This window comes from Nitrospira sp. (assembly GCA_016715825.1).
Taxonomy (GTDB): domain Bacteria; phylum Nitrospirota; class Nitrospiria; order Nitrospirales; family Nitrospiraceae; genus Nitrospira_D.
Genome location: JADJXO010000001.1, coordinates 43040 through 60070 on the forward strand (window position 1 = coordinate 43040; position 17031 = coordinate 60070).

Annotated in this window: 18 protein-coding genes and 2 tRNA genes; 10 read left to right on the forward strand and 10 right to left on the reverse strand. The window is 55.9% G+C overall.

The window, feature by feature from the left end; translation table 11 throughout:
* The first annotated feature begins 24 nt into the window (after positions 1-24).
* A complete protein-coding gene (locus tag IPM58_00170) occupies positions 25-438 on the forward strand; it encodes a hypothetical protein (protein ID MBK9305529.1) in 414 nt (137 codons plus the stop codon).
* 20 nt (positions 439-458) lie between these two features.
* Here the strand turns inward: IPM58_00170 and IPM58_00175 are convergent, their stop codons facing one another.
* The 5 genes from IPM58_00175 to IPM58_00195 form a co-directional block, all read right to left on the reverse strand.
* Entirely contained in the window at positions 459-1091 is a 633-nt protein-coding gene (locus IPM58_00175; protein ID MBK9305530.1) for a hypothetical protein, read from the reverse strand.
* A 222-nt stretch (positions 1092-1313) separates the two neighbouring features.
* Positions 1314-1742, reverse strand: coding sequence for a hypothetical protein (locus IPM58_00180; GenBank protein MBK9305531.1), 429 nt, complete (start codon positions 1740-1742; stop codon positions 1314-1316).
* 196 nt (positions 1743-1938) lie between these two features.
* Entirely contained in the window at positions 1939-2769 is an 831-nt protein-coding gene (locus tag IPM58_00185) for a CHAP domain-containing protein (protein ID MBK9305532.1), read from the reverse strand.
* A 5-nt stretch (positions 2770-2774) separates the two neighbouring features.
* A complete protein-coding gene (locus IPM58_00190) occupies positions 2775-4334 on the reverse strand; it encodes an AAA family ATPase (protein ID MBK9305533.1) in 1560 nt (519 codons plus the stop codon).
* Positions 4335-4408: 74 nt separating this feature from the next.
* The gene (locus tag IPM58_00195; GenBank protein MBK9305534.1) at positions 4409-5086 is read right to left on the reverse strand and encodes a hypothetical protein; all 678 of its coding nucleotides are present in this window, start codon (positions 5084-5086) and stop codon (positions 4409-4411) included.
* 96 nt (positions 5087-5182) lie between these two features.
* Between IPM58_00195 and IPM58_00200 the strand changes: the two genes are divergently transcribed.
* Both IPM58_00200 and IPM58_00205 read left to right on the forward strand, forming a co-directional pair.
* Entirely contained in the window at positions 5183-5812 is a 630-nt protein-coding gene (locus IPM58_00200) for a hypothetical protein (GenBank protein MBK9305535.1), read from the forward strand.
* A 67-nt stretch (positions 5813-5879) separates the two neighbouring features.
* Entirely contained in the window at positions 5880-6518 is a 639-nt protein-coding gene (locus IPM58_00205; GenBank protein ID MBK9305536.1) for an MBL fold metallo-hydrolase, read from the forward strand.
* Positions 6519-6671: 153 nt separating this feature from the next.
* On the opposite strand, the gene IPM58_00210 is transcribed toward IPM58_00205, so the two are convergent.
* The 5 genes from IPM58_00210 to IPM58_00230 form a co-directional block, all read right to left on the reverse strand.
* Positions 6672-6992: a hypothetical protein gene (locus tag IPM58_00210; GenBank protein MBK9305537.1), complete on the reverse strand. Its 321-nt coding sequence runs from the start codon at positions 6990-6992 to the stop codon at positions 6672-6674.
* Between the two features lie 575 nt (positions 6993-7567).
* Positions 7568-7999, reverse strand: coding sequence for a hypothetical protein (locus tag IPM58_00215; GenBank protein MBK9305538.1), 432 nt, complete (start codon positions 7997-7999; stop codon positions 7568-7570).
* A 107-nt stretch (positions 8000-8106) separates the two neighbouring features.
* Positions 8107-9099 carry a tryptophan--tRNA ligase gene (trpS, locus tag IPM58_00220; protein ID MBK9305539.1) on the reverse strand — a complete coding sequence of 331 codons (993 nt, stop codon included), beginning with the start codon at positions 9097-9099 and terminating at the stop codon, positions 8107-8109.
* Positions 9096-9833, reverse strand: coding sequence for a site-2 protease family protein (locus IPM58_00225; protein ID MBK9305540.1), 738 nt, complete (start codon positions 9831-9833; stop codon positions 9096-9098). Before IPM58_00225 ends, trpS begins: the two co-directional genes overlap by 4 nt.
* A gap of 10 nt (positions 9834-9843) precedes the next feature.
* On the reverse strand, positions 9844-11790 hold the full coding sequence (locus tag IPM58_00230; protein ID MBK9305541.1) for a penicillin-binding protein activator: 1947 nt from the start codon (positions 11788-11790) through the stop codon (positions 9844-9846).
* Positions 11791-11969: 179 nt separating this feature from the next.
* Here IPM58_00230 and xerD point away from each other — a divergent pair, with 179 nt between their 5' ends.
* The 7 genes from xerD to IPM58_00265 all read left to right on the forward strand — a co-directional run bounded on the left by xerD (position 11970) and on the right by IPM58_00265 (position 17008).
* Positions 11970-12929 (forward strand): site-specific tyrosine recombinase XerD, encoded by a 960-nt coding sequence (gene xerD / locus IPM58_00235; GenBank protein MBK9305542.1) that lies wholly within the window; start codon positions 11970-11972, stop codon positions 12927-12929.
* An 86-nt stretch (positions 12930-13015) separates the two neighbouring features.
* Positions 13016-13091 (forward strand) — tRNA-Val (locus tag IPM58_00240).
* A gap of 136 nt (positions 13092-13227) precedes the next feature.
* Positions 13228-13305, forward strand: a tRNA-Asp gene (locus tag IPM58_00245).
* A 69-nt stretch (positions 13306-13374) separates the two neighbouring features.
* On the forward strand, positions 13375-14076 hold the full coding sequence (locus IPM58_00250; protein MBK9305543.1) for a MotA/TolQ/ExbB proton channel family protein: 702 nt from the start codon (positions 13375-13377) through the stop codon (positions 14074-14076).
* The gene (locus tag IPM58_00255) at positions 14073-14516 is read left to right on the forward strand and encodes a biopolymer transporter ExbD (protein ID MBK9305544.1); all 444 of its coding nucleotides are present in this window, start codon (positions 14073-14075) and stop codon (positions 14514-14516) included. The genes IPM58_00250 and IPM58_00255 overlap by 4 nt, the downstream gene beginning before the upstream one ends.
* A gap of 14 nt (positions 14517-14530) precedes the next feature.
* The gene (locus IPM58_00260) at positions 14531-15664 is read left to right on the forward strand and encodes a cell envelope integrity protein TolA (protein MBK9305545.1); all 1134 of its coding nucleotides are present in this window, start codon (positions 14531-14533) and stop codon (positions 15662-15664) included.
* A gap of 3 nt (positions 15665-15667) precedes the next feature.
* Positions 15668-17008: a PD40 domain-containing protein gene (locus tag IPM58_00265; GenBank protein ID MBK9305546.1), complete on the forward strand. Its 1341-nt coding sequence runs from the start codon at positions 15668-15670 to the stop codon at positions 17006-17008.
* Positions 17009-17031 lie beyond the last annotated feature (23 nt).

The following is a 17031-nucleotide window of genomic DNA, read 5'->3' on the forward strand; positions in this document are numbered from 1 at the left end:
GACTCCTTCTCATGAGTGGCTCGTATGCCGGATAGATACCTGCTCAAACTCATTGGATTCATTGCGCTTCTGAACGTCCTCCATCTTGTCGACCATATCTTCCGTGGAGATTTTCACTGGCCTATCGATGAGCAGTCGGTTGGGTTCATCGTCGTCGCTACGGTCATCTTGGGTGGGCTGGCGCTTGGCGTATGGCTCTATCGAGTAGGTTGGGTGGGACCACGATTTTGGGTGATTGTTGGAGTGTTGGGGGTAGGGCTCGGGTGGTTCTCGCATTTCAGTCCGATGACCGACCAGCCTGTGTCGGTTGTGTACCGGGGGTATGCAACGCCTTGGGTGGGAGCCTTGGCCGTCGGTTGTCTGTTTCTACTGATGGTGTCTGTGTTGGGAGCGACGCTGTATGCTGGGTATCTATGGAAGCGAGGGAGTTCCTCATAATCGAGCAACCAGATGAGCTCTTATCTCATTTCCGTCCAGAAGCCTGCTTGCGAGCGGAAGGCCAGTTGGCGTGCTGTCGTGCGGACCACGGCGGCGTCGTTATTGTGGTCGATGGACTGCACCAGCTCATTCGGCGACAGGCGGACCCAGAAGAAGCCTCCCGTAAACGCCGAAATGGCGAGCGCTCGTTCGGAAGTCACCACCACCATCACGTGGCCGCGTCCGCGTAACTGCGTGACTGTCTCATTAGGCCCCAGTGCTTCACTGAACCAGTGGCCTCGACTCTCTTGAAACCCATGGATGCGTCGGTTTGTGTGAACGATAACCAAGCGGGGCAATGTCTGATGCTGTTCGACATGTTCTTCTACGTCCAACTGGACCTCGGTCCATCGATGTAATGCCGAGGAAAACCCCAAAAGCCGGCGGGAGGTCTGTACAAAACCGGCCGGCCCCTTCGCCGCCGTGGTGACGATGGATTCATTGACTCCCAACGCTTCCTCAACCGGGCTTCCTCCTCCCGGCAGCGCGACGACCTTGTCTTCGACGATCGTGACGAGAACCTCGATGGGGTGGACTTGTGCGGCGACAGGACCTGAGCCAAAGCCCACGATGAGGAGGAGAAGCACTATGGGGTGAAGGGTAGGGTAACGCATCCGAAGCCTTCGCGAGCAGCCGGTTTGACGCGGTCGTGTCATGTTCATCATATAAGGAATCGAGTCTTGGCGTCTTCATGCGAGGCCTACTGGTGTGATGCCGTCTTGTGGGGCGGGGGAATTTCGTGGTTGCGAGGATGTTCCAAGGCGGAAAACGTCGACGCCGTCAACCCTAGAGGGCTGACGGCGTTTCTTCATTACGACTCAATGGGTTGGATGATGTTACGCGGAGGGCAACGTCAGGAGCTTCTTCATTTCGCAGTGAGCGAGCACGACATCGGGTGCCCGCTGGAGGGCTTCATAGTAGCTTCGCTCATACCCGTCACCGATTTCGGAAGGACGAATCAACATCCGGATCTCCGTCAGGAGCATCGCGACCTCGTCGATGGTCGGCTGATCATGGCCATCCAACAGTTCATCGATGCGGACGACCATGTTGGAAAGAGGATGAAGCCAGGTAAACCATGGGTCGTTCATCACGAGCTGCAGGAGTTGTCCTGTAGAGTCCACGCGGCCATAAATTCGCTCGTAGGTCAGCTGTTCGGCGACGATCAGGGCTTTGTGCAAGCCCAGGAGCCCGTGGCGGACATCCGTCAGAGTGCGACGAAGTGGGGTTTCTCGAATTTGTGTTTGTTTTGATGAGATAGCCATAATGGTAATCTTACCAGCTCAATTAAAAAATGGGGGTTTGGGTGACATTTACCAGCATGAGCACCGTATTAGGTTCCTTATCGGATCTTCGCTGCTCCTTCTAAAGTCGTGATTCAAATTAATGGGAGGCGATGAACTACAGCGAGTTTGAGATCAATGAGGACGGTAGGACATGTCCACGCCCGATGGGGCGGCATTATGGTGGCAGTATGGTTGAAACAGGTGGGTTGGGAAGGTCTTGCCGATCCTGAATCTGTACAATTGTGTCTTCTCCAGGGAGATCTTCCCAGGGACTCAACAGGTTGCCGTAAAACGCAAAGAGTTCACCAGTCAATCGGGCGGTATGAGCAGGGTCTGTGGGATGTTTTCGCCGGATATAGTCGTTGAGGACTCGACCGTCGCCTGTCCTGTGGATATGCGGTTGCTCCAAGTTCATTCGATAGCGCTCAATGGCACTTGCAACGCGGCTGATGAAGACGACGGTCCCGTCCGGCTCCACTTCCTCAACGATGCCGATATGGGTGAGGGGATCGTTCGCCTTCCCGTCGCCATTAAAATCCCACGTGTTGTCGAAAAACACGAGGTCGCCTGGCCGGACATCCGGTCCACGATGAAGGACGCCATGCCGATGCACATGGTTGTAGATGAGTCGGACCCCGTTGGCGTTCACATCCTGGCTGATTGCCCGGTAGAGATCGATGCCGTGTGCCAGGTAGACGGCACGAGCCACTCCAGCACAGTCGTAGGCGATTCGTTTACCCTGGCTCATGATCGTCCGTGCTCCGACCAACCGTGCTGCGGACTGAACGATGGCCGATCGGCTGGGCAACGACGTCAAAAAGGGAACCGCCTGTCGCTCAGGAGGTAATGTAGCCAGGGATTGAGTCGGTCGAGAGGGTCGGGAATGAGCCGGTTGATCAACGGACATCGGTACCTTACCCATGAGCCGCGCAGACGTCGGTATCGGCGTCGTACAGCCGGCCAGAGGCATGAGGATCACAACGGCGATAAGTACGAGGTATCTCATTTAGGCTACCGCACGTTCACGAATCGGCCTTCGGCTGTTCGGCGGAGTGCATCGATGTCTTCCCGTCTGGTGACCGAAAGGGGAACCGTCTGGGTCAATTCTTCAATGAGGAGATCGGTTGTGAGCGGCGTTTTCCGATGGAGGGCCCGATAAAGCGCCGCAACGACGGCCTGCTCGATCTCAGAGCCGCTGAACCCATCACTGGCACTGACGATTGTACCGAGGTCGAATTGAGCACGGTCTTGCTTGCGCAAACTCAGGTGAATGTTCCAGATGGATGCTCGTTCGGTATCGTCCGGTAGGTCGACGAAAAAGATTTCGTCAAACCGCCCTTTTCGCAAGAGTTCCGGTGGCAAGGACGAGAGATCATTGGCTGTGGCGATGACGAACACATCCTGTTTTTTCTCCTGCAGCCACGTGAGAAACGCCCCGAAGAGTCGGCGGCTTAAGCCTGCGTCGGCCTCGCCGCTCCCGCCTCCGGCGACCATGGCTTTCTCAATTTCATCGATCCAGAGCACGATCGGGGACAAGGATTCGGCCATCTCAATGGCTTTACGGAAATTCTTTTCCGACTCGCCGATGAACTTGTCGAACAAGCGGCCGGCGTCGAGTTTCAAGAGTGGCAGCTTCCATTCCCGTGCAATGGCCTTTGCAGCCAGCGATTTACCACAGCCCGGCACTCCGACTAGCATAATGCCTCGAGGCGGCGTGAGGTTGAGTGATTTCGCTTCCTCCGTAAACCCGACCTGCGCGCGTTCCAACCAGGCCTTGAGATTGGTGAAGCCCCCCAGTTCAAACCGGTTGTCTTCCAATGGATAGTACTCCAACAGTCCGCCATCCTTAATAGCCTGCACTTTACGTTTCAGAATAGCCTGCACGTCGTCGGCCGAGAGGGTGCCACGTTCGACGAGACAATGGGCTACGGCTTGGCGCGCTTGATGGAGTGTGAAACCCTGTAACGCACGCAGGATCGCATCGGCATCTCGGCTGCTCGGTCCCTTATCTGCTGTCTGGGTCTCATTGATTGACCTCAGCATGCTCTGCACGAGAGTGGTCGATCGCAGGCGAGTGGAAGTGCGAGGTGCCAATGAACGAAGTAGATCGTGCAGCATGGATCGCAGCTCCTCTCGATCAGGCAGCCTCAGATCGAGTCGTACGGCAGACTGCTCTAATTCCAACGGGAGCGTAATCGGCTGACCGGTCAGGATGCAGGTGGATCGTGATCGGCTGTAGGCGGCTCCGACCTCACGAAGCTGCCGGCATATGGCAGGATCTTGCAGATGGGGGCCGAGATCTTTCAGCCAGAATACCGCTTCAACAGTAAGCCCGTGGATGTGCTGGAGCACGGCCAAGGGTGTGGCGGTCATTCTGCTGAGCGTCGGGGCATCGTCGGCACGCGTCAGCCCTCTGGTGACGGACCATTCGAAGAGGGGCATCCGTTCCTGAGCTGTGACTGATTGCAGGAGGGCCAGCACCCGGTCCTCTTCCACCGTTTCGATCACGACGAGAGGATGGGAGGAACGGATCAGGATGCGGAGATCGTGCACACTGGTTGACAGAGCCATCGCGTGGAAATGCTAGCATGCGGCCTCGATCGGACCAAGAAAAGCGATGATTGTAACCGCCGGTCAGCCAAGCGTTAGGCTTTAGTCGGGCTGGCGAGTGCTTTGCTGATCTCACGAATCAGGCGCTGTTCGATTTCCACCGTTTCCTCAGGGCTGACGTTCAACACACGGCCGCCTTGGGCCACGCGCTCGAATTCAGCTTTCACCGAGAGTTTGGTCTGATTGTCTTGAAGGGCTTCGAGTGAAATGAGGTATTGGTTTCGTGAACCGGTCACTTCGAGCGTCGGGGGGTTCGAGACCTTGCGTTCCGTAACGTAGATGGCCCTGTGATCGGTTTTGACGCTGACCTTTGGACGATACCCGTTTCGTGTCAGGGCCTCGTCAACGACCTTGACCACGAGTTCAAGAGGGCGAGGGAGTATATCGGACTGTGCACCCTTGTCCTCAACTTTGAGAGATTCGGAGACCTGCGATCCAATCATCTGTTTGGTTTCCACCAACTCCTTCTCGAGTTCCTCTTTGGTGCCCTTTGCGTCGCGAAGTTCTTGATTGAGTAGATCGATTTGCTGCTGCATAACCCTGTTTCCGTCTTGCAGGGAACTAAGCAAGGATTCTTGTTTGGCGACTTGTTTCTTGAGGACTTCGTTTTCTGCACGAGAGGGATCGCTGTCCTGGGCGCAGCCATACAGAGAGACGAACAAGATGCACCAGAGTCTGAATCGTGATCGACCGCCAAGTATTGTGTCTTGCACGCGAGTTCCTCCTGAAAGCGTCGTGGGATTATCCACGCTTCTGCCTGAGTTGTCTACGCAATATCTCACGTTTGACCGCGCCAAGGATTCACCGGTATGTTCACGACCACGAAGGTGATGGCGGCCTTAATGATGTGGTCTTTGCCATTTCTCGTCGTGCAGTCTCCCGTTATGGTGGAGAGCGGGCAGGCGGCGGCGAGTATGTCGCAGGAGGATTATAGTCTGTACGACCGAGTCATTGAGGATAAATTTCTTACCTCGCAGATCCAATTGGTCCTACTGGAGCGCTTCACCGTTTCTCGGTTGGTTCCTGGACAAGATGGATCTCTGATGCTGGATGTCTTTCGGCAGCAGGGCTATTTCGACGATATGCTGCCGCACGAGCTTGTCCGAGACTTTCTCGGATCCAACCAAACCCCTGTTCCCCTGGAACCTCGGTTCCAGTTCGGCATTCGCTACCGATTCGTCACCGAGGGCACGACGGAAGATCCAGAGGCTGGTGCTGCGGTTCTAGTTCTGCGCAATCAGGCTCGGCCCGTACAAAGGCCTTCTGTGCTCGACCGGCTCGCCTTTTCACGTGTGGGGCGGACGTTGAATAACGATCAGGCTCTCGTCTACGTGGAAAATGTTCGCCCTGATCGGACCGGGGCAGGCTTTCTTGTGTGGTATCGCCGAGAGGAACAGGAGTGGAAGCACGTCGATACAGAAATCATCTGGATTATGTGAGCGTGAGAGGAAGCAGATGGTGGCTCGCTTGCGTTGGCAGAGTATTGGGCTGTAGCATGCCTCTACGATGACGGCGTTGATCCGGAAAACCTTCTCGGTCCCTCCGCTGGGCTGCAATTGCTCGATCATCGGCGATCCGGTCACGAAGCAAGCGGTTGTGATCGATCCTGGCGGCGCACCCGAACGAATTCTCCGTGAAGTGCAGCAGCTGGGGTGCACGGTCAGCCATATTCTCCATACCCATGCCCATCTCGACCACTTTTTGGCATCTAGCGAAATCAAGAAGGCGACCGGCGCGGTGATTTGTCTCCATCAGGAGGATCTCCACTTGTGGAACAATCTGGAGCTCCAATGTCGTGTATTCGGGGTCTCGTACGTGCCGGCCCTGCCGCCCGACCATTGGCTGACCGATGAGGAAAAGGTCATGCTGGGGCAGGTGCCGATCGTGGCGCTCCATACACCAGGCCACACGCCTGGGTCGATCAGTTTTTATCTGCCCAATGACAAGCTCGTGCTGGCCGGCGATACGCTCTTCCGGGGGAGCATCGGCCGGACCGACTTATGGGGTGGGAACTTTGAGGCCATCGAACAGTCGATTCGCGAGCGACTCTATACGCTCGATGAGACCACGACGGTGATAACCGGACATGGACCGGACACGGAAATTGGTCTCGAAAAAGAATCGAATCAGTTTATCCGTGTGTGACGGTTTTGAAGGACGTACGCCTTTGACCCGCACTATTCAAAAAGGTCGTCCTGCTAGGCCTCAGCGAGCGAAGAGGTGAGTCGTACTTTTGGCTGTACGGTGAGCCTCTAAGCGATGCGAGAACAACGCAGGTGGCGTTTTTCAATAGCTGCGCTACTCCTTGGCCATACGTTCCTTAAGACGCGCAATCCGTTTTTCAGTCGATTGTTTGATAAAGATCATATTCTCGGCGAGATGTTGTTGGGCGTTGATCTTTCCTTCCTCGCGACGTTGCTGCTGATCGAGCCCAAACTGGGCGATGATCGGCCCATCCTCCTTGTTCAGTTCTTTCCAGATTTCGGCACAACGTGATTGTTTGGCTACGGGATACTTGTCGCAGGGTGGATCGGCAGCTGCCGAGACTGAAGCTGTGAGGAGTGAACTAAAGAGCAGAGCGGAAAGTCCAAACCAGTATTGATCCATACGGTTCTTCATGAGAATGACCCTCCCGAACACGCGAGCACCATATCATAACTCGCGATGTCGCGTAGAGCCTTCCGACCTATTAAGGGGGATGCGGACGCTATTTCAAAGATTGAGGTAGGAAGGACTTCCTGTAAGCGCCTGTCTCTACGAATAGTGAGCTATCAGGAACAGAATGGACAATGATCCAATCGCATCAGGGTCGCGAACCAATCATTCGCATTTGCTGTGCTGAGTACATGCCATCCGACATTCCTTTTACAGACCGGACATCGAATTAGGACTGATAAGAACCCAAATGCTAGTACCCCCGTTCCTATGAAAACAAAGGAAAGCACTATCTGGTCACGATACCAGGCATAGGCTGCTTGGCCTGAGGGGAAATTAACACTCCATACGAACATAGCAAAGATGACGAGATCAATCATGGTCAGAACAAGGAATAGGACGATCTTCCAAAATTGTTGTGTCTGCTGTATCCAGAATCGGTCATTCATTTGCAACGGGCCATAGCATTTAGCGAATCTTAGCTTCTGCCTATCGTACACCAGTCTCTAAGGATATAAGGGCCAGTATGGAATAGTCTGTTACTGATTGGGCTCGATTTGTCCTAGGTTAGCTGTTTTCTGCTCCAACGTCACGTAGATCTTGTCCTCGAAGGTATAGTAGCCGCCGTTCTCCTTATCGGTGGAAATGCAGGCAGGTGAGAAGATGACGGCGCAGCCGAAGATATCGCCGATGACCCACCAGGACCAGGTTCGCGTCAGGGCCATGGTCTTCGGCTCATAGCCCTCCTTGGTGATGACAGCCTGGTGGTCGTCCTTTCGACTGAGCGAGACGGTTCCTGGTGCTAAGAGATGAACCCGTTCGTCAATGATCACCTGCGCATCGAGTGGGGTGGTGAAGATGGTGACGGACTGGTATCCCCCGTGCCACCAGCTGCCGCAGCCGGAGAGAGAGACAAGTCCTACGAACAGTCCGATACTTCTAAATCGTCGGTGGCTATTTCTACACGTCATAACGAATTCTCCTCGCAGATAGGTCTCCTGCGAGGCATTCTTCCACCGACCGGCTTGTTCTTCTAGCGGATTCGAAAATCTTGCAGGAAGGTTAGGAAGGGCACGGGTTAGATCTTCATCGCCTCGTTCACTTCGCGCAGCGTCGCACTGGCGACCGTAGCGGCGCGCGTGCTGCCGGCTTCGACGATCTCATCGACACGAGAAGGCGCTTGCGTCAGCGTGGCGCGCTTGTCCCAGATCGGTGCCAGCTGTTCCACCATACGGTCTGCGACCAGTTTCTTGCAGTCGATACAGCCGATGGCCGCGGTTCGGCAATCCGTATTGATCTGGTCCTTCACTACTTGAGGTGAATAGATGTTGTGAAATTCGTAGACGGGACAGATGTCGGGATTACCGGGGTCTGTCCGTCTCACTCGCGCTGGGTCGGTGACCATGGTCTTGAGCTTTTGCCGGACGACCGGTTCGGTATCCGAGAGGTTGATGGTGTTGTGGTAACTCTTACTCATCTTTCGCCCGTCGGTGCCGATCACCTTGGGGAACTTGGTCAGATGTTCCTTCGGCTCCGGGAACACCGGCGTCTTATAGATATCGTTGAACCGCCGGGCCAGTTCTCGCGTCAGCTCGAGATGAGGCAGCTGATCTTTCCCTACCGGCACGAAGTCGGGTTTGTACAAGAGAATGTCGGCCGCCTGCAGGACCGGGTAGCCGAGAAACCCATAGGTGGTGAGATCCTTCTCTTTAATTTCTTCTTGCTTTTCTTTGTACGTCGGGTTCCGCTCCAACCAGGAGATCGGCGTCATCATCGAAAGCAGGAGATGCAGGATGGCATGTTCGGGGATGCGAGACTGAATGAAGATCGTGGACCGTTCCGGGTCGATGCCGCCGGCGAGCCAATCGATCAGCATTTCACGGACGAACGTGCGAATCCGGCTCGTGTCGGCGTAGTTAGTGGAGAGGGCATGCCAGTCGGCCACGAAGAAGTAGCAGTCGTACTGTTCTTGTAGTGCCTTCCAGTTTTCCAAGGCCCCCAGGTAATTCCCAAGGTGCATGAGTCCGCTGGGTTGCATACCGCTCAGGACTCGGCTTCGTGGTGTCGTCATTGGGCGACTCCCGGGCGCAGGCCGAGCGCGGTCGAGAGGATCGTTCCGGACAGGCCCTTTGCAAACGTACCAGTGATGGTGTGGATCACACCCAGCTCCTTGTCGAACACGATCAGCCCTACGAGGATAAGCATGCCATACGGTTCCAATCGCGCCAAGGTCATGGCCGGCTTGGCGGGAAGAATCGCCATCAAGATTCGCCCGCCGTCGAGAGGCGGGATCGGCAGCAAGTTGAAGAGTGCGAGGAAGACGTTGATCATCACGGAATAGAGCGCCATCACGGCGAGAGGACGAAACACCATGGTTGCCAGAAGTCCGGGGGACGTCTCGGCTTCTGCTGAACCGCGGAGTGACAAGGTCGGCTCGATCGTAAGGAGTAGGGCCAACAACAGCGCACTGGATACCGCCAAGATCAGATTCATCCCTGGTCCAGCCGCTGCCACCAGGGCCATATCACGGCGGGGCTGACGTAGATTTCTCAGGTCGACCGGGACCGGTTTTGCCCAGCCGAAGAGAAAACTCCCCATCATCAAACACATCAAGGGCAGAATCACGGTACCCAAGGGATCGATATGCGCGAGGGGGTTGATGGTGAGTCGCCCTTGAAGTTTCGCGGTGGAGTCGCCGCATTTTGCCGCCACCCAGCCATGGGCGTATTCATGAAGCACCATGGCAAACAAGAGAGGGAGCCCCATGTACGAGATGGTGTGAAGGATTTGCGAGAGAGAACTCATGAGCAATGGTTCAGTTCAGTTGCACAAACTTACCCTGTTTTACCTGAAGAAGAAAGAGCGGTCGGTGGAGGGTGCCGTCAGGACCGAATCCGGCCGGGCCGGCGAGCGTAGGGAGATCACGATGGGTGGCTAAATACTCCTGCAAGGCCTCTCCGGAGGTCGCGCCGTGACGGATCCCTTCGAGGGCCACTCTGGCCGCATCATATCCCTGCATGGTGAAAAGGGACGGGGGTGAATCAAAGCGTTTCCGGTATCGTTGCACAAAGTCCTGGACGGCGGGGCTCGGACTATCGACAAAAAATCCGTCGACAAAAGTCGCGCCGTCGACTGTGCGATCGGCCGTTCTGACAAAGTCCTGCGAGTTCCACCCGTTCGTGCCGAGGAGGGGAACCCTGATGTCATGGAACGCCAGTTGGGCGGCGAGCAGCCCGATATCTTGAGCCCGACTCGGGATAAAAATCGCGTCAAACCCAGGCGTGTAGAGAACACGTTTTTCAGTTCGGTTGGCTGGTTTTCCCGGAGGACGCGGAATTTCCACGGGAACCGCCAGACCATACTTTTTGAGATCCTCGGCCTTCAGTCGCTGGATTTGCGGAGCGAAATCGGTTTCTCCTTCCTTAAAGGATTCGATGGCAACGATCTCCCCGTCCAAGTGGTACACCTCCTGGGCAAACAGGCGGGCGAGTTCCCGGCCGTAGACGGTGTCGGGATGGATGATGCAGAATCGTCGATGCCCTTGATCTTGTGCGGCATAGGTCGCCATGCGTTCGGCTTGCAATGCATAGGTGAGCGAGGTGCTGAAGAGGTAACTGCCCAATCGGCGTACATTGGGGAGTGTGGCGGCCGGCGTGATCAATGGGACTCTGTTTTTCTGAGACATTTCTGCCATGACCGGAAGATTTCGGGACAGCATCGGGCCGATAATCGCGAGTGGGCGATCATGATGGAGGAGCATCGAGAGATCCTCGAGAAACCCCGGTCGATCGATATCGTGGTCCTTCACGATCAAGCCGACGGATGGTGCGCCGGGCTGCTCACGTGATGTTTCGAGCGCGAGTTGAATACCTTGCAAGACGTCCGTCGCGAATGTCGACAACTGTCCAGACAGGGGGAGCACGGCGGCGATGACATACTGATTGGATCGTAACCGTGTCTTCAGCAGCTCCAGCGATTCGCTGACCCTTTGCCCGGAAGAATGCGCAGGAAAGGCTGCGAGAAAGTGCCGAGCTTCCCGCTCCGCCAGGTGATCTTCACTGCGGCCGATATAGTAGTCGATCAACCGGAGTGAGGCGAGGTCGCCGGGATATGAGCGTGGATAGGCATCCCGCACCCGGGCCAATCCCTTCTTATCCAATTTCTCCGCGATGAACTGCCGGACCTGTTCCCGTGTTTCGGTGATGTGCTCTTCAGAGCTTCCGGCCATTCCCTCCAGCAGGATATGAATAGCCCGTACGTAATCTTTTTTGAGCGCTAACAGATCGGCTGAGAGTTGCTGGGCTTCCCGTTTGGTGCCCTCATCGAGGGTCGTCGTACGAACTTGGGTCAGTAACGGCAATGCAAGGTCTACGTTTCCCATTGCCGTGTGGGTTCGGGCAAGCAAGAGTTTGCTGCGGTCGAGGAGTTCGGATTCCGGAAATTCCGTGTGGAGTTGATTGAACTGGTGGAGTGCCTCGCCGTAGTCCTTCATGCCATAGAGGGCCGCTCCTAACAGCAAGTAGGTGTCATCGAGGTGCTCGGGTCGTGGGGAGGTGGTCAAGAAGCGACGCAAGCTGTTAGCGGCTGACTCGTAGTCACCTTTCTCAATCAATTGCTTGGCCTGTTTCAACACCGGCGGATTGGGAACCAAGGGTGTGACCGTGTCCGCCGCTTCTGCCTGAGGCCAAGGAGGGACAATGGACCCTGGAGCGAGGCTGGCCACAAAGGCGAGGATGACCATCATCAGCGGCCAGGTCGTCATGGGAGAAGGATGGTGCGAGTAGGCGAGCATTCCGTTTGGTCAGCAGTAACCCATAGGCAGACTAGTAACGGAAAGGGTGCAACCTGTCAAGGAGAACTGCTGCGTTTTCATTGTGCGCCCGAGGAGAGTTGGCTATAGTGTGACATCCCATGACCACGGCTCACTCATCGGCACCTGTACTGGATCCGCTGGTTGAACGATATTTGAGTCAGCTGCGGGTTGAAGGCGGGTTGGCACACAACACGCTGGAGTCCTACCGGCGAGATCTGTTCCGTGTGCAACGGTACTGGCTCCAGCATCAATTGCGTATGAGTGAGGCCGTACCATCGTCCATTATCCGGTCGTTTCTCGCTTCACTGAAACAGGAGTCGCTCGCGGCATCATCGTTGGCTAGGATGCTGTCGACACTGCGAGGATGGTATCGGTTTCTCGCTCGCGAACATATTCTGCACGTGAACCCTCTCCGTGATGTGGCGGGCGCGCGACGCTCGGTTCGATTGCCGAAAACGTTGACGCATCAGGAGGTAACGGCGTTGCTTGAGATGCCTCTTCGCGACCGTGCAGAGGATCGCCGTGATCGTGTGATGCTGGAATTGCTTTACGCGTCCGGGCTGCGCGTGTCGGAGCTGGTTGGCCTGACGCTGTCACAAATCGATCTGGAGCTTGGCTGTCTTCGAGTGATGGGGAAGGGCGCCAAAGAACGAATGGTGCCGATGGGACAAACGGCACGAGAATTGTTGGTCGAGTATCTTGAACAGGTTCGACCCACGCTCCTCAAGAACCGTCGAGCCTGTCGTCACGTGTTCGTCAGCCGGCGGGGACATGCCTTGACGAGACAAGGCTGCTGGAAGTTGCTGTCGTTGCGCGCGCGACGGGCGGGCATCTTCAAGCCGATCTCACCGCATATGCTTCGCCATTCGTTTGCCACGCATTTGCTCGAAGGCGGCGCTGATCTTCGTACGGTGCAGGCGATGTTAGGCCATGCTGATATCGCAACGACTCAGATCTATACCCATGTGGATCGTCGCCGACTGAAGCAGGTTCACCGGCAATTCTTTCCTCGGCAACTTCGTCGGTCCCATACAGGTGGATCAAGCGAGGGACAGCACAGGCAACCACGTGGTGTGCCTCACAAATGACGTACAGACAATCTTGCTGATGACGTACAGCCTGGTTGACAAGGAGAAATGGACTTGGTACGCTCCGCACGCTTGTTAGAAAATTCGGGCGGATAGCTCAGTTGGGAGAGCGCTGCCCTTACAAGGCAGAGGTCACAGGTTCGATCCCTGTTCCGCCTACCAGCTCAACGGCGCTGGTGTGGAGGGATAGGCAGGGTCCTGCAGAGCTGAGGGTCTCCTTCTCGCTCACAAGGTTGATCGGCGACCGTTGATGTTGTCTTGTTGTTCTCCAAGTGTTCCGCAATTAGGTAGTGAATACGGGGCCGTCGTTCAGCCTGGTTAGGACGCCAGATTGTCAATCTGGAGGTCGCGGGTTCAAATCCCGTCGGCCCCGCCATTTTCCTCAGTGTTTGGTACACTCCACTTTGCCAACAGTAAGAACGTAGGAGGGAGAGGCTAGACTCGTATGTTTCAAGCCGGTCCGCTCGCAACGCTCGCATCGCTGAGCATCATTTCCAAAGTCGTGTTAGTGGTGCTGCTGGGTTTCTCCATTCTTTCATGGGCGATCATTTTCTATAAGTGGGCTACCTTTCGCGCAGTCGACCTCAAGGACCGGCAGTTCATGGCTGTCCTACTCAGGGCGCGAGATGTGGAAGAGGTAACTCGCAATCTCTCGCAGGTGGCCGGAAGCCCCTGCGCAAAAATTTTCCATTCCGTCGTCCAGCGGTTGGATCAGATCCCCACCACGTCCAATGACGGTGGTTCGATGGCATTTGATCGACATGTGATGGAGCGGACGGCAGCGCACCTTGCGCAAGCGCAACTCTCAAGATTGGAATCGTTTCTCCCGTTTCTTGCGACGACCGGGAACATTTCCCCGTTTGTCGGTTTGTTGGGAACCGTGCTTGGGATTATCGATGCGTTTCGTGAAATCGGCACCCAGGGGACCGCGAGTATCGCGGCCGTGGCTCCCGGCGTTTCAGAAGCCCTGATCGCCACTGCGGCTGGATTGTTTGCGGCGATTCCAGCCGTCATCGCCTACAACTATTTTCTGACACGCATTCGACGTACGGCCTTCCAGATGGATTCCGTCGTGGTCGAACTGCTGGCCTTGATCCCCGCTCAAAGCAAGCCGGCTGGTTCGATGTCTGCTGGAGTGAAGGGATGATTTTCGAGACGAGACACCGTCGGTTCTTGGCAGAGATCAACGTGATTCCACTCGTGGATGTCGTGCTGGTCTTGCTCGTGATCTTCATGGTCACCGCACCCATGTTGTACCGTGGCATGGATATCAACCTGCCGACTTCGGCGACCAACACGATTAAGCCAGAGATGCGAGCGGTGCTCACTATCGAAAAGGATCAGCGTCTCTACCTCGACAAGGATCAAGTGAGTGTGGCTCAGCTGGAGCGCAAGTTGCGCACACTCAAAGCCGAGCACGAAGATGTCACGCTGTATCTCCGCGCCGACCGTGACGTGCCGTATGGAGTCGTGGTTCAGGTGATGGATGGAGTGAAAAAGGCCGGGATTGAAAAGCTCGGGATGGTGACGGATCCCGCCGGACCAGAACGACTTACTGACAGCACGCCTTCTCCAGGTAACCAGTAGGATTAAGGTTTACGGTGCAGGCTTGGGTATCAGCCGGCATATCAGCGGGCGATGATTGGCAGGCGACACTGGCGCGTCGCTTAGGCCGTGCCGTCTTTGTGTCCGTGGTGTTGCACGTCGGCATATTGGCCTTGTTGGGGTGGGTACGGTTGCCTCGTCAAGGAGAACGGCCGCTCAGTTCCATTGAAATTTCCCTTGCCAGTCTTCCGACTCTTCCAACGAAGTCTGTGGAGCCTCCCAAGACTCAGCCCGTTAAAAAAGCGGTGGAGCGACCGAAAGCCCCTGACAAACCGAAACCAGTTGAACAAGTCACGCCTGTTGAACCGCCGAAACCCATTGAACAGTCGAAGCTCACTGAACCGCTTAAGCCCATTGAACAACTGAAACCGGTCGAGCAACCCCCTCCTTCAGTCGAACAGGCCAAACCTGCCCCACCCGTAAATGTCCCGCCTGCCCCTCCTCCGATCCCTTCTGCAAAGCAATCGAATGATATTATGCGCGACGTCTTGAAAGACATCGAGTTGCCTCCTGATGCTCCAAGGCTAGGAGAGATCAGTCCGGAGGCCAATCCCAAAAAGGCGCCAGCCATCAAGTTGCCGGAAGTTCCGGTTGTAGCGGAGACGAAGGAAACGGCGGGAAAGCCGGCAGTCACACCCCCGTCGTCATCCTTGACAGAAGAATTGGCGAAAGAATTGGATGAGGAACTGAGGAAGATCAAGAAGGTCGAGATTGCCAAGGAAACACCTCCGCCGGCACCTGCCGCAGAAGCGCCAGCGAAGCCATCGCCACCTATCGAAGCAAAGGTCCCGAGTCAGAAGACCGTTGATACGACGCTCAAAATCCCGGGAATGGCTCCAGGGTCGAACGCCTATCTTGGGTTAGTCCGCCAACGGATCAGTAATGTATGGAGTGCGCCTCCGGTAGATGTGACCAACCAGGTTTATGTCGTCATTGTGCAATTTCGGTTGCATCGAAACGGAAGAGTGACTGGAGTGGCCATCGAACAATCCTCCGGAAACGAGTATTATGATTTAGCTGGGAAACGGGCAGTGTTAAGTGCCGTACCCTTACCTGTATTTCCAGCCGACATCACCGATGCCTATTTTGATGCCCATTTCACGTTCACCGTCGGGGAACCTCAAGGATAAAACATGACGTTTCGAACTCTTCTTCTTGCCGGTGTCTGTGCCTCGCTCGGTCTTGTGTGGATCATTGAGTCTGGTGCCGCTGACGTCTTTCTTGAAGCCACCAGGTCGGAATTTCAGAAGATCCCGCTGGGGGTCGTGGGAATCGACAATGTCGGTGGACCGGAGTCACCCGAGGGACGTGCGAAGCTGGGAAGCCGTATCGAGGATGTGCTCAAGGCGGATGTGCGGCGATCCTTAGTGTTTTCCCTCGTCGATCTCGCGCCGCTTAAGATTAAGGTCGGCCATCCAGGGCCCGAACCAGACCCTTCCTTCAAGCAGGCTACGGAGAACGGAGTCTCTGTCCTAGTCTGGGGAAGGGCCGGGATGAAGACCAACACGAAGCCACCCGATGTCAATATGGATGGGTATGTGTACGATGCGGGCAGTGATGAGGTGGTCGGTGGGAAGCGATACGCAGGCTCCACATCGGTTGTCCGGCTGATGGCCCATCGGTTCGCGGATGAGTTGGTGTTTCGATACACGGGAGAGCCGGGCATTGCGCGGACGAAGATCGCCTATGTCTCGCAGCAGGGAACTGCTCGCGAACTCTTCGTAATGGACTATGATGGGTTTGAGCCTCGCCAGCTGACCGCCGACGGGTTTTTGAACTTGATGCCGCACTGGTCGCCGGATCGGCGTTTTCTCGTCTTCACCGCCTATCGCAATCGGAATACCCAGGAGATTCATATGATCGAGCTCGCGACAGGGAAACGCTGGACGCTTGTCTCGCAAGGTGGGTTGAATATCACTCCAGCGCTCTCGCCCGACGGGCATTTTCTCGCCTATTCGTCGAGCCATGAGGGTAATGCCGAACTGTATCGGTTGGATACGCGCACGAAAGCCGTCCACCGACTGACGACGAATGCGGGAGGGGACCTTTCTCCGTCCTGGGCTCCCTCTGGACGTGAGTTGGTCTTTGCTTCAGATCGTAGCGGAGGGCCACAACTGTTTCTGATGAGTGCGGACGGGTCTAATGTCCGTCGATTGACATTTGACGGAGACTATAATGCGGCGCCGGCCTGGTCGCCTCGTGGAAACTGGATCGCGTATGTGTGCCGGACCCCGAAGAAGGAGTATAAGCTTTGTCTCATCACCCCGGATGGGCAGAAACGTCGGCAGTTGACGGCTGGTCCAGGAGTGGATGATTCACCTTCCTGGTCGCCGGATGGGCGCCATCTTGTGTTTAGCTCGACGGCGGACGGCAAGAGTCAGATTTACATGATCAATGCGGACGGGAAAGATCTCGAGCGGATCACATTTACGGGTACACACAACAGCGCCCCGACCTGGTCTCCCGCGTCATGATCGTTGTGGAGGGCATTGACGGC

Excerpts from the sequence above, each read along its gene's own strand:
- IPM58_00170 (MBK9305529.1), top strand. The coding sequence starts at position 25 with ATGCCGGATAGATACCTGCTCAAACTCATTGGATTCATTGCGCTTCTG.
- IPM58_00175 (MBK9305530.1), bottom strand. The coding sequence starts at position 1,091 with ATGCGTTACCCTACCCTTCACCCCATAGTGCTTCTCCTCCTCATCGTG.
- IPM58_00180 (MBK9305531.1), bottom strand. The coding sequence starts at position 1,742 with ATGGCTATCTCATCAAAACAAACACAAATTCGAGAAACCCCACTTCGT.
- IPM58_00185 (MBK9305532.1), bottom strand. The coding sequence starts at position 2,769 with ATGAGATACCTCGTACTTATCGCCGTTGTGATCCTCATGCCTCTGGCC.
- IPM58_00190 (MBK9305533.1), bottom strand. The coding sequence starts at position 4,334 with ATGGCTCTGTCAACCAGTGTGCACGATCTCCGCATCCTGATCCGTTCC.
- IPM58_00200 (MBK9305535.1), top strand. The coding sequence starts at position 5,183 with ATGTTCACGACCACGAAGGTGATGGCGGCCTTAATGATGTGGTCTTTG.
- IPM58_00205 (MBK9305536.1), top strand. The coding sequence starts at position 5,880 with ATGACGGCGTTGATCCGGAAAACCTTCTCGGTCCCTCCGCTGGGCTGC.
- IPM58_00210 (MBK9305537.1), bottom strand. The coding sequence starts at position 6,992 with ATGAAGAACCGTATGGATCAATACTGGTTTGGACTTTCCGCTCTGCTC.
- IPM58_00215 (MBK9305538.1), bottom strand. The coding sequence starts at position 7,999 with ATGACGTGTAGAAATAGCCACCGACGATTTAGAAGTATCGGACTGTTC.
- trpS (MBK9305539.1), bottom strand. The coding sequence starts at position 9,099 with ATGACGACACCACGAAGCCGAGTCCTGAGCGGTATGCAACCCAGCGGA.
- IPM58_00225 (MBK9305540.1), bottom strand. The coding sequence starts at position 9,833 with ATGAGTTCTCTCTCGCAAATCCTTCACACCATCTCGTACATGGGGCTC.
- IPM58_00230 (MBK9305541.1), bottom strand. The coding sequence starts at position 11,790 with ATGACGACCTGGCCGCTGATGATGGTCATCCTCGCCTTTGTGGCCAGC.
- IPM58_00250 (MBK9305543.1), top strand. The coding sequence starts at position 13,375 with ATGTTTCAAGCCGGTCCGCTCGCAACGCTCGCATCGCTGAGCATCATT.
- IPM58_00255 (MBK9305544.1), top strand. The coding sequence starts at position 14,073 with ATGATTTTCGAGACGAGACACCGTCGGTTCTTGGCAGAGATCAACGTG.
- IPM58_00265 (MBK9305546.1), top strand. The coding sequence starts at position 15,668 with ATGACGTTTCGAACTCTTCTTCTTGCCGGTGTCTGTGCCTCGCTCGGT.